This is a genomic window from Akkermansia muciniphila ATCC BAA-835, from assembly GCF_000020225.1.
Taxonomy (GTDB): domain Bacteria; phylum Verrucomicrobiota; class Verrucomicrobiia; order Verrucomicrobiales; family Akkermansiaceae; genus Akkermansia; species Akkermansia muciniphila.
Map to the genome: position 1 here is coordinate 1,800,371 of NC_010655.1, position 12,259 is coordinate 1,812,629.

Annotated in this window: 9 protein-coding genes; 5 read left to right on the top strand and 4 right to left on the bottom strand. The window is 56.1% G+C overall.

What is annotated here, in order from left to right; genetic code table 11:
- Nucleotides 1–375 precede the first annotated feature (375 nt).
- On the bottom strand, nt 376–1,071 hold the full coding sequence (locus AMUC_RS08080; RefSeq protein WP_012420545.1) for an HAD family hydrolase: 696 nt from the start codon (nt 1,069–1,071) through the stop codon (nt 376–378).
- A complete protein-coding gene (locus AMUC_RS08085; RefSeq protein ID WP_042448133.1) occupies nt 1,058–2,452 on the bottom strand; it encodes an LptF/LptG family permease in 1,395 nt (464 codons plus the stop codon). The genes AMUC_RS08080 and AMUC_RS08085 overlap by 14 nt, the downstream gene beginning before the upstream one ends.
- A 251-nt stretch (nt 2,453–2,703) precedes the next feature.
- Between AMUC_RS08085 and AMUC_RS08090 the strand changes: the two genes are divergently transcribed.
- From AMUC_RS08090 to AMUC_RS08110, 5 genes are all read left to right on the top strand, one after another.
- On the top strand, nt 2,704–3,816 hold the full coding sequence (locus tag AMUC_RS08090) for an alpha/beta hydrolase family protein (RefSeq protein WP_012420547.1): 1,113 nt from the start codon (nt 2,704–2,706) through the stop codon (nt 3,814–3,816).
- A 29-nt stretch (nt 3,817–3,845) separates the two neighbouring features.
- Complete coding sequence (locus tag AMUC_RS08095) at nt 3,846–5,249, top strand: OmpA family protein (RefSeq protein WP_157738266.1); 1,404 nt, start codon at nt 3,846–3,848, stop codon at nt 5,247–5,249.
- Complete coding sequence (locus AMUC_RS08100; RefSeq protein ID WP_012420549.1) at nt 5,249–6,115, top strand: HAD family hydrolase; 867 nt, start codon at nt 5,249–5,251, stop codon at nt 6,113–6,115. The genes AMUC_RS08095 and AMUC_RS08100 overlap by 1 nt, the downstream gene beginning before the upstream one ends.
- Nucleotides 6,116–6,257: 142 nt before the next feature.
- Nucleotides 6,258–8,201: a M60 family metallopeptidase gene (locus tag AMUC_RS08105; protein WP_157738267.1), complete on the top strand. Its 1,944-nt coding sequence runs from the start codon at nt 6,258–6,260 to the stop codon at nt 8,199–8,201.
- A gap of 85 nt (nt 8,202–8,286) precedes the next feature.
- A complete protein-coding gene (locus AMUC_RS08110) occupies nt 8,287–9,537 on the top strand; it encodes an MFS transporter (RefSeq protein WP_012420551.1) in 1,251 nt (416 codons plus the stop codon).
- A 158-nt stretch (nt 9,538–9,695) separates the two neighbouring features.
- Here AMUC_RS08110 and AMUC_RS08115 read toward each other — a convergent pair whose 3' ends face one another.
- Entirely contained in the window at nt 9,696–11,333 is a 1,638-nt protein-coding gene (locus AMUC_RS08115; RefSeq protein WP_012420552.1) for a SpoIIE family protein phosphatase, read from the bottom strand.
- A gap of 130 nt (nt 11,334–11,463) precedes the next feature.
- Nucleotides 11,464–12,150, bottom strand: a complete 687-nt coding sequence (locus AMUC_RS08120; protein WP_012420553.1) for an RNA polymerase sigma factor — start codon at nt 12,148–12,150, stop codon at nt 11,464–11,466.
- Nucleotides 12,151–12,259 lie beyond the last annotated feature (109 nt).

Genomic DNA, 12,259 nt, shown 5'->3' on the forward strand with positions numbered 1-12,259 from the left:
GGCAATATCCCATGGAACAGGGGAAATGCCTGCCTCCGTGCCAGCGGCCCTGCTCCTGCGCGGGCATTTTCCTCATGCCGCCGGTGGGAAGATGCATGAACATCAGCATCGTTCCCATGAAAAAAGCGATGGCGGGCACGAACAGCGGTTTCCATATAAGGAAAAGTGCGGGCATGATGGAATGCGCCGCTCCTCAGGTCAGAAGAATCAGGGCAATGAGGTAAAACAGGAGGCCGCTTTTAGGAGGCCGGCAGGAGAGCATGAAAGCCGAGGCTCTGAGCCGCGCCAGGCGTTCCTGGCGGCGCAGCCCCCTGCATCAGGCATGAAAGGAATTCCGTCAGGAAACAGGCGTTATGGAATAGAAATTCCTGATTTCTAAAGAAGTTCCGTCAGAGAGCGGATGATACTGGTCGCCAGGGAAAAATCCGCCTGCTCCGTTACCCTGTTTGGAACCGAGATGACTGGCATTCCTGCGCGGTGTGCGGCTGTAGTGCCGTTCTGGGAGTCTTCCAGCACCAGGCATCCAGACGGAGATTTACCCAGGTTTTCCGCGGCTTTCAGGAACAGGGCCGGATCCGGTTTGACGGGGAGGCCGTCGTCGCGGCAGACGACGGTTTGAAAATAGGGCATGATGCCCAATCTGTTCAGCCAGCCGTCCACCCAGCGGTGGGAAGAACTGGAGGCCACTCCCATAGGGGTTCCGGCTTCCCCCAGGTTCCGGATGAGTTCTCCGGCGCCGGGCAGGAGGCCGGCATGTTCCAGATCCCGGACGATTTCCTCCTGGCGGCGGCTGTTGACGGTTTCCCAGTCGAAAGTGCGCCCCGTCAATTTCTCCAGATGTTCTCCGGGATTCCAGTGGGTGTAACCGCTGCCCAGGCATTGGTTGAACAAATCCAGGGGAAGAGGGTGGCCGCAGGACGCGAAAACCCGTTCCCAGGAGGAATAAATGGCATATTCCGTATCCACCAGCAATCCGTCAAAATCAAAAATGACGGCGTGTGCCCGCCGGAGCAGTTCACGCGCTTTCAGAACGGCTTCCCGGGAATCGGCAAAGTGATCAGGAATGGTCATGGACGGGAGTCTTTTTCAAGCCTCTCAATAATTCCGAGAAGCTTCTGTGAGCCAGCTTGGTTTGAAAAAGGCGGATGGCGATGATGGTGTAGATAATGTTGGGCATCCATGCTCCCAGCCAGGTGGGGAGGTAGCCTGCGGAGGCCAGGGTGGGGAAAAACTCATACAGGAACAGCATGGCTGCCGCTAGGAACAACGCAATGCCGATGCCGGACATGGCGGAGCGCCTCTGGAACGTGATGGCGGAGGGGATGGCAATAAATGTCAGGATAATGCAGGAAAATATGCGGGCGATCCTGACGTGCCATTCCGTCTGCAGGCTTCTGAGGTACCTGGCATTTGTCGTGCCGGACTTGATGAGTTCCTGGAGAGCCGGGGTTCCCTGTGTATCCACGCGGACGTTGGGTGAAATCAGTTGCCAGGGTGTTTCGGGATAATGCTCTTTCAGCGTTTGGTATTCCTGTCCGGCAAAAACGGGAACATCATGGAGCTGGCGGGGTTCCTCCTGGGAATAATTTCTTTTGATGGCCTGCCGGAAGGTCCATGTCCTGGAGGCCGGATCCCAGGTGGCTTCATCGGCAAACAGCTCGTATTTCATCTTTCCGGGGGCGCTGAACTGTTCCACCCGCACCTGCCGGAAAGGATTGCCGGGGGAATCAATTCCGGGAGGATTGCCCAGATACCAGATGCGGGATTCCGCATCATTTTTGTAGATGGTGCTCTGGGAAGCATGGTTATTTTTGTTCTGGCTCAGGGAGGAGAACATCAGTTTCCTGTACAGGGCGGAGTTGGGTGCCCAGTGGAACCCGAAGATGCCGAAGTAGATGGAGGCAAAGACGGCACCGATGATGATGGGGGTGTTGATTCGGAGCAGGGACCGTCCGGACTGCAGCATGCCGGTGATTTCTGAGGATGAGGAAAGTTTGGTAAGCGCCCAGAGTGTTCCCAGGAGAAGGGTATAAGGCAGAATCAGGTTCAGGATCATGGGCAGCTGGCTCAGGTAAAAGCGGAACGTGCCCATGAGGGGTGCGTCCAGGTTCATCAGGTCTCCCACATTGTCCGCAAAATCTCCGATAATGTAAATCAGCGTCAGGATGGCCGTACACATGATGAAGGCCGTGAACCAGGTGCGCGCCACATACTTGTCCAGGATGCTCGAACGGTTGTACAGGAACATTCCCAGCGCGGGGAGAAAGCAGCCCAGAAGGATGAGCCAGGGCCGCAGGAGCTGGGAAAGGGGATATTCGGACGGCGTACCGGGAATTTCCCATTGCATCTGGGACCATTCCCGGGGCATCAGAAACCAGGCTGCCGCTCCTCCCAGCGCAAGCAGGAGGAGAAATGCGGACCATTGGCGGAAATGTCGGGCCTGGATTGCCATGAAAAAAGAGGGTGGGGCAAGAATGCCAGATCGGGAGCGGGAAATAAAGCGTTATTTGGCCGCCGGACAGGGATAAAAGGCTGCCTGAACCGCATGTATGTGCTTGCTTCGTGAACCTCAGTGCGGTTCCGCTCCTTAAAGGGAGGAAGTGGCTGCTGGAGATGTTCCGCCTGATAGAAGTTGGCTGTTGTCAACGTAAACTGGATGAGATAAAATCTTCCTGACAACTGTTTCCCGGCAACAGCCTTTCCATGTTCAAACGTCTTGTTCAATTGTTTCTTCTGTTTTTTCTGGCTGCTGCGGGTGTTCTGGCGTGGTTTGCTTGGTACGTCTCCACTCCCCTGCTCATTCCCGTGGGAGGGGAGGAACCCGCCTCTTCTCCCGTTGCGGGTTCCCTGGTGATGGAACCCGTGGAAGCCGTTTCATCCGATGGCACGGCTATTGAAGGTTATCTGGTGAGCCCGGGGCGTCCGGAGGCTTTGTCTCCGCGCCAGAGCCGCGTGCGGGATACTCTGAAATTGCGCGGGAAAATGCCGCATTTGGAGGCAAAACCGGAGCTGGTTGTGATAGCCGCTTCTTGGAATGAGGGAGTGGAAAGTTCCCTCCCTCTGGCGGAAGGGCTGGCAGGAGCCGGTTACACGAGCCTGATATGGAATCCGCGCGGGAAGAACAATACCCGTCAATTCTGCACGTACGGATTAAGGGAATATGCGGATGTAACGGCGCTTTTGGACGCCGTATCCCGGAAGCAGGGCGGATTGCCTCCCGTGGCTGCCGTGGGGCAGGGATTTGGTGCGGCCGTGCTGTTGAAAGCCGCGTCTGAAGATCCCCGCATCCGCTGCATGGTCAGCATGGACTGCTTTCCTTCCCTGAAAACCGTGGCTGTCCGGGAGATGGAGCAGGATTGGGGCAAGCCTCTGTGCTATGCCGCTTATTGGCTGCTGGATGCCGGGGTGGATTGGCGTGCGGGGTTCAGTACGTTTGACGTGGCTCCCGTGGATGATGCCCTGAAATTGGATTATCCGGTCATGGTGGTTTGTACGAACCAATATTTTTTCTCCACGCTGGAAGATTGCCTGAGCATTTACGATTCCCTGAAAAATGAGAAAAAACAGCTTTATGAATCCATCCGGGAAGGGGAACCGTATGGCACCCGGGAACGGACTTTCCTGCATTCCATTGAAGGAAAGAAGGGGGAAAAATTTGAAAAAATTTATAAGGTCAACGTCTATGCGGGGGATGACGAGCTGCAGGCTGGCATTGCGGAATGGATTCATGAGAATACGCGTATGCCCATGCCCAGGGTGTTGCCTCATGAGTCTTACAGTGCGCCCGTTACGGGTACCGCTCCTTCCGGTTCATGAATTGTTCCTTTCCTTTTGCTGATGATCCCGTGAGTGCGAATCAGGACAACAACCGAGAACTCCGCGAAAACCGCCGCAGGCGCAGCCGTTTTATTCTGCCCGCGCCTCGCCATCTGGCAGCTGTGGCGGCAGGGGCTCTCCTTGCCGCCGTGCTGGTGCATTACCTGGGGTTTATCGTTCTGAGCTGGTTTGATCTGGGCATTCATGTGCACAAAGCCCCCACTGTCCAGGAGGACAGAAAGCCTCTGCCTGAAAAAATAGTTCTGAAGGCGGACGACCGTCCTGCTCCGGATGTAGCGGAAGCCGTTGAAAAACCGGATATTGAGCAACTTGAAGAGATTCCCCCGGAATTGCCGGATTTAGAGGATATGCTTCCGGAGCAGGTAGTGATTGCTCCGGGGGAAACCAGCTTTTCCGCAGATCCGGTAAGTCCTTCCCCCCCGGAATCCCTTTCCCCGAAAATGCCGCAGGTGGACATGAATGCCGTCGCGAAGGGGTTGCCCGAACCCTCTCCGCCTGAGATGCTGAAATCTTCCGCCAGTCCGGTTACAATCAAGACGGCTGAACCGGATATGGTGAATCCGGATGAATGGTATAACAATAAGCTCAAAGGGGCGGGCGGTCAGGATGATTCCCATTTGCCGGATGGGAGCAAATCTCTTTCCCAGCTCATGGCCCAGTCCTCCTTGGGCAAGGACAGCGGGTACAGCAGGCTGGGAGCGGATCTTCTTTTTGAATACAACAAGGCGGTGATGAAAAATTCCGCCAGGCTGAGCATGCTTCAGCTTGCGGGACTGATGATGAAAAATCCGGATACGATTTTCATTGTGGAAGGTCATACGGACAGCTTTGGTTCCGAGGAATATAATGCCGTGCTTTCCCTGATGCGTGCTAATGCCGTCCGCCAGTGGCTGAAGGATAACGGCATAGCTCTGACGCGCCCGAATGGGGAATGCAGATTGTACATACGCGCTTGCGGCTCTTCCCGTCCCGTCGTTTCCATCAGGGGAGACCGGGATGCCCAGGCCGCCAACCGGAGGGTGGAAATCCACATGCGCAAGCCGGGAGAGGAAATACCCGCCGGGAGCCTGCCCCTTACGTATGCGGTGGATATGAGCACCCCTGTCGCCCGCCAGGTGCGTGCCGGAGTGGGCGCCCGCGCCGGAATTCCCTCCTCCGCGGCAGAAAGGAAAGCGCCCCCCGCAGGGCGTTCATCTTCTGCCTCCCCGGAACGCCGGGAAAATCCTGCGCTGCGTCAGGAAGTAATTCCTGAGGCGGAACCCATTCCGGAAACGATTCCTTCGGCAGAGCCTGTGGAGGAACGCATCCCTTCGGCAGAGCCGGTAGAGGATGACATCCCGCTGGCTGAACCCGTCGTGTGTGCGGGGAGCCGCGCCGTAGTGAAGGGAGGTGCCGGATTGAGATGGAATTGATGCGTGTCCTTCCGGTTCGGGCGCTGCCGAAACCCGAACGGCTCCGGTATCTTTTCTCCTTTGATTTTGACGATACTCTGTTCACTCTTGGAGGCCCTGCGGAAGAAAGGAGCATTTTTTTCAGAACCATGCGCATGCTCCGGTCGCAGTATGGTGTTCTCTGGGGCGTTAATACGGGGCGCGACCCTGTCTACCTGAGGGAAGGTCTGGCGGATATGTTCCGGGATGATGCGGAAGCGTTTGCCCCGGATTTTACGGTGACGATGGAACGGAATGTTCATCTGGCGGATGCGGAGGGCAGGCTGATGCCCGGCGCCGCGTGGAACGATGACTGCGCTGTTGCCCATGACAGCTTGTTCACCCGTTACGGCGGCATGCTGGAATCATTGATGGGCCAGCTGGAAAGCCGGTTTTCCGGGCTGGGACTTCGCAGGCAGGACAATGACGCTTTTTCCCTGGTGGTGGATGATGCCTGCGGCCTGGATGAAGTTTCCTGCGTCATTCAGGATACGGTTGGTCCGTATGAGGAAATTGTCACGCAAAGGGCAGGTCCCTACCTGCGTTTCAGCCACCGTGATTACAATAAGGGAACATCCCTTTCCTTTGTTGCCTCCCGGTTCGGCATTCCGTCTTCCCATGTCGCCATTTTCGGCGACGGGCACAATGATCTGGACGCCATGCGGCACTTGCCGGAGGCATTCCGGTGCTGCCCTTCCAATGCGGCGCAGGAAGTGAAAGACATGGTTGCCCGCGGCCATGGATACATTAGCCCGGAACCGCGCACCCGGGGCGTTCTGGACGGCCTGGCACATGGAGTGTTCCCTTATTTCGGGATGAAGGCGGAGGTTTTGAAGGAGGATATTTGAAAACGGAGCTTTCGGATGCTGACGGGAGATCGGCTTTCAACATGTTTCTTTCATCAAGGCGCTCCCGGAAGGGGAAGAATCGTATTGACAAGGAATGCCTGCAATGCAGAAATGGGAAAGATTCTTTCCCAATCCCGATTACATGAACATTCCCTCTTTTTCCCGTAGCGTTTCCAGAGGTTCCGCCGTGGGCTGGTTTTTAGTGTTGCTGCTGGTTTGCGGTGCCGGAGCCGGATATTATCTTTACCAGGATAACCTGGCAAAAAGAAAAGCGGCCCAGGAATTGACCGCCGAACGTAAATTGAAGGAGAAGAAGGCCAGGGAAGCTGCGGAGAAACAGCGAATAAAACGGGAACGGGAAATCAGGGAGAAGAAGGAAAAGGAACGGCTGGCGGCCCAGAAGGCTTATGAGGAAGCGCAGGAAGAGAAGGCGCGGCAGGCGGCGGAAGCGGCCCGTAAGCTTCAGGAGCAGGCCGAACGCGAAGAACGGGAAAAAAGGAGAAGGGAGGAGCTGGAACGGCGCGAACGTGAGGAAGAGGCCCGCAGGCAGGAGGAAGATACTCCTGTGGAGGAAGAGCCTGAACCGGAAGGGCGTTTTCCCCAACCCGTGAAAAACCGGATGCCGGAGCTTTCCGTTTATTCTATTCCTTGCAGGGATGATATCCAGACGGAAAAAGACAAGCTGCTGGAAACATGGTCCTGGGACAAGGCGGAAAAAATGGAGGGTATGGAGGAATTCCCCACGGGTTCCTCTCCGTGGAAAAAAGGGAAAGACGCCGGACGCATGCAGGCGCTTCTGGAAAAATGCCGGGAATGGAAGGATGCCAAACTTGCCTCGCTGAAGGCGTGCCCGGCGGCGAAGGATTTTCCCGGCGTTCCGGAGAATGGGGCCCAGACGGTCAGGCGGACGGTGGAGATAGATTCCAATATTGGAGGCTGGCATAGTACGGGACTGTATGCGCCGCCCGGGGCGGAAATTTCGTGTTCCCTGTCCGGCGCTCCCAAAGACGGTTCGATCAGCGTCCGCATAGGATGCCATACGGACAGCCTTCATAAGCTGGATGAATGGAAAAGAGTGCCGGAAATAACCATGCAGGTTCCGGCTGGCCGTGGGCGCGTGAAAATGGTGAATCCGATGGGCGGCCTTGTTTATGTGAATGTAGGCCAGCGTCCCAGACGGGGAAAGGTCTTCAAGGTTCAGATTTCCGGAGCCGTGCCTTCACCTCTGTTCGTAATGGGGAAGACCACTCCGGAACAATGGGCCGAACAATTGGAAAATACCAAGGCCCCGTGGGGGGAAATCCGCATGCCCCGGCTTATTGTCACGATGCCCGTGGAACAGCTGAAACAATGTCCGGATGTTCAGAAGACGGCGGAATTTCTGCAAAAAAACATGGCTCTTCAGGACTGGATTATGGGATGGGATACCAAGCCGGACCGCCTGCATCATCCGATGCGCTTTGTCGTGGACAGGCAGATATCCGCCGGGGCCGGGCATTCCGGTTATCCCGCCATGGCCACGAAGGACTGGACGAATTCCATTGCCACCGGTTCCATCATCCATTCCGGAAGCTGGGGTTTGTGGCATGAACTGGGGCATAACCACCAATCCCCTCCCTTTACGATGGAAGGCCAGACGGAGGTATCCGTCAACATATTCTCCATGGTGTGTGAAGTGATGGGGACTGGAAAAGACTTTGAATCCTGCTGGGGCGGCGGCATGGGGCCGTACGGCATGAGCGCGGAAATGAAAAAATATTTTTCAGGCACCCAGACTTACAATGAGGCTCCCAACAAGGTGCAGCTCTTCTTCTGGGTGGAGCTGATGTACTATCTGGGGTTTGACGCCTTCCGCCAGGTGGCTCTTCAATTCCATGACAAGCCTTATGACAACGGCGAACTGAGTGATGAAAAGAAATGGGAATGGGTCATGAACGCTTTTTCCAAGGTCACGGGAAAGAACATGGGGCCTTTCTTTAAGATTTGGCGTACGCCGGTTTCCGAACGCGCTACGGGCAGAATGAAAGACCTTCCCGCCTGGCTTCCTTCCAAGGATTATCCGGCCTGTTATACCGCAGAGGAATAAGAAGGTTCTGGAACAGGGGGGGGAGGAGGCGTTGCCGCACTCGCTTCTGGACGGTTCCGCCGGCTGGGGCTAGGATGGCGGAGCTGTGAAATGGCTGAATGACTGGCTGGGCTTTTTCAAGCCCCTTCAGGTGCGGAACCTGCAAATATTCTGGTCAGGGCAGGCTTCGGCCCTGATTGGAATGTGGTTGCAGGTGACGGCCATGGGTATTCTTGTGTACGATATTTCCGGAGGCTCCGCCACGGCAGTGGGGGTGTTGGCTGCCTTGAACGCTCTTCCTTTCTTTCTGGGCGGCATGCTGCTTGCCGGGCTGGGGGACCGTTTTGACCGGAGGAAACTCCTCATAGCCGTGCAGTGCGTCCAGTGGCTGGTGGCTGTAGCCCTGTTTCTGCTGACTGTGCTGGATATGCTCCAGCTGTGGCACTTATACGCCGCCGGGCTGGTGATGGGCGTCAATCAGACGGTGGGTTTTCCCACACAGCAGGCTTTTGTGGGAGACCTGATACCGCGCCGGCAATTACAGGAGGCCGTGGGCATGTATTCTCTGGTATTTAATACGTGCCGGGCTATAGGGCCGGCGCTTGCCGGCTACATTATTGCGGAATGGGGCGCCGGAACCGCCTTTGGCGGCAATGTGGCGGCAAGCCTTCCGCTGGTTGGCTGCCTGGTTGCCTTAAAGGGACGCGTTGCGGATACCTCCGCTCCCAGAAAACAGCGCGGCGCAGGAAGGAAAGCATCCGGCCTCAAGGCGGTGCTTGCCACGCGCAGCCTGCTTTTCATCATGATCAGCGCTCTGATTCAGAATATCTGCGGGCAATCTCTCTATCAGATTGTTCCGGCATTGATGCACGGAAATCCCAGGAATACCGGCCTCATTCTGGGTGCGGTCGGAGCCGGAGCCATGGTGAGCATCCTCTTTGTCCTGCCGTTTGCACGCAAAAGCGACAGGGTGGGAGCCAAGCTTTCCTCAGGCACCCTGTGGATGGGATGCGCACTGTGCGTGGCAGGCGCCATCCCGGTGGTGGAAGTGCAGGCCCTCTGTTTCTTTTTTGCCGGTTTGGCCACTTCTTCCCTCTTTGTTACTTCTTCATCCGCCGTGCAGCTTCTGTCGCCCCCGGAACGCAAGTCGGCCATTCTGGGGCTGTTCAGCATTGTCACCATCGGTGTGCAGCCGCTGGCGGCCATGGGGTGGGGAGCTGTGGTGGATGCCTGGGGTGTCCAGATGACGATTGTCGTGGCGGGGGGGCTGGAAGCCTTGTTTTCCATTTGGATGCTGGGCGTTCCATTTTGGCGTCATTTCAAATTTTCTCCGGATGATTGTCCGGAGACGACATAGCGCCTTCCCTTCCATTTGCGGCAGGGGAAGGCTGTCGGTCCTCATGCTGCGGGGAAAAGGGGTGCATGTAGGGTTTCCCCCCCGCGGATAATTCCGGGATGCAGCCGGCCAGGGAAGAGGAAGCAGGTTTGGGAAACGTCAGGAGCAGGAACCGGCTGTTAGCCGTCCGTTTCTGCCTCGTGTTCGGAATAGCTGATGCCCAGCATGCAGATATCGTCGGCCTGATTGGTGCAGCCGGTAAATTTGGCTACGCAGGTAAGGGCCTGATGGACAAAATCCTTGGTGCTGTGGGGGGAGGAATTATTGAAATAGTCAATCAGCCTTTCCACGCCCATTTCTTCCCCGTCCTGGTTGGCTGCTTCCGTCAGGCCGTCCGTGTACATCAGGATGCGGGACCCCGCCAGGAGCGAAAACTGGGCATTATGGTACGTAGCGTCATCCAGCAGCCCCAGGGCGATTCCTTTGGGCAGCGGCATTTTGCGGGCGACTCCGTCCGGTCCCATAATGATGGGATGCGGATGCCCGGCTGTAGAAGCCGTCATGACCCCGGTTTCCAGATCCAGGTAAATATAAACGGCAGAGGCAAACATGGTGGTGTTCGCCCGTTGCAGGATTTTGGCGAGCTGGTGGTTGAGGGAAGTAAGGAAAGCCGCCGGGTTATCCGCCAGGTGGGACAACTGTTCCATCAGGCCGCGGAGCATGGAGGCGATCAGGGCGGCGCGGATGCCGTGGCCCATCACGTCGCAGACAATGGCGCCGACGCCGGAACTGCCTACGGGAAAAGCATCGAACCAGTCTCCTGCAACCCCCTCCGAAGGAGTGAAAATATGGTGAAAATCCGCATGGCGGGTCAGGCCGTGTTCCGTATGGGAGCGGGAGGGAATTTCGTAGGGAAGCAGGGCGAACTGGATTTCCCTGGCCAAATCTATTTCCTTTTCCAGAGTTCTGTTGCGTTCCTCCAGGATGCGGGCCGTTTCCGTGGCCTTGATTTCAGTCTTCACCAGTTTGGTGACATCACTGGAAATACCTACAATTCCCTTTAGCTCTCCGTTGCGTCCGTACCACGGGAACTTGCTGATCTGGCTCCAGGAATCATCCTTGTGGAGCCATGTCTCATGATGAAGGCGGGCGCGGATGGGGCGTCCGGTAACCATGATGTCCATTTCCTCCTTGCGGGAAATATCGGACATCGTTTGGTCAAAAAAGTAATCGTCCGTGCGTCCGGTCAGGTCTGCCGGCGTCGGTACGCCCAGCTTATTGGCTGTGGCGGTATTCGCCAGGACGAAACGTGATTCCCGGTTCTTGAAATAGATACTGTCGGGAATGTGTTCAATCAGGGTATGAAACAGGTCCCTGTCCTCCGCAGCACGCAGTTCCGCTGTTTTCCGCCGGGTAATATTGACCCATACGCCCACCAGCATAACGGGCCGGCGCTGCTTGTCCCTGCGGGCGAGTCCGTTGACGCGGACCCAGCTCCAGCTTTTGGAGTTCAGCTTCTTCATCCGGATTTCAATGCGCATGGGCACATGGGAGTGGCCGTCCAGATAACGGCGCACTTCCTGGGAAAAAAAAGCCTGGTCTTCCTCGTGTATGGTAAGCTCCGGCTGGGTGAAGATATTGGGGGCTTTCTCCTTGCGGCTGGCCCCCATCATGGTCAGGCAGCGGTCCGTGTAATGAATGACGCCCGTTTTAATATTCCAGATATAAAATCCTTCTTCCGCCGCCGCCAGGGCCATTTTGATTTTGTCCCAGGTAAAAACTCTCTGGGCGGAATGTCTGTTGCGTGAGGGCGGCATTGCAGTTGCCCTTAATCTAACGATAAAACCGCTGTCTTGGCAAGAGGCAAAATAAAGGAATCCTTTCTGAAAGGAGGCCTGGCCGGGGGAACGCGTATGAAGGACACCGGCTGGTTTTTAAGATGGACTCCTATTTTTCTTTTTCCTTTTCCTGGGATTGAAGAAATTGCAGTTCTTTCTTCAAAGCGCTTCCTACGCGGTGCTTTGCCAGATAGACCTGGGCAATCGTGACGCCGAGCTGCCGGCGGACCTTGGCCGCGTCCCACTCCCGCAGGACATAATAGTCAAAAATCTGGAACTGCTTGGGCGACACTTTTGCTTTGACGCGTTCCAGAGCCGCCTGAAGAAGGTTATTCTGCCATTCCCGTTCCCATACCTGGTCAAAATTATTCTTCCCTTCATCCGGGATTTTGTCGATGGGGTGTTCCAGGGTATCCGTGGCATCAGGGTTCATCAGCATGGCCGTGTCCTTTTTCCGCTTGCGGAACTGGTCATTGATGCGCCAGCGGGTCATGTTCCATAGCCAGAGTTTGAAGGAACCCTGTTCCGGTTTGTAAATATTTTTCCTGCTCTGCTTGGCGATGGAAAGAATGGTTTCCTGTACCACGTCCCAGGCCTCGTCTTCCCTTAATCCGGCCTTGAGGGCGACGGAATAAATAAGCCGCCAATATGTCCGGTAAAATTCATCCCAGGTACGCTGGTCTTCCCAGTTTTCCAAACGCGCGATCAGGCTTTTCCTGGTATGTTCCGCGTATTGGGAAAGTGTCTGCTCGTCAGGCTGGGACTCGTTATGGGGTTGCAATGGGGGCACATTCATGGTTTATCATGAACTACGGATGGAAGTGAAGCGAAAGCCGAGTAATAGGCCGGAAAATTCTGCACGGTCCAGCCTGTTCATTCACTACGTCCGTCGTGGAAAAAATCTT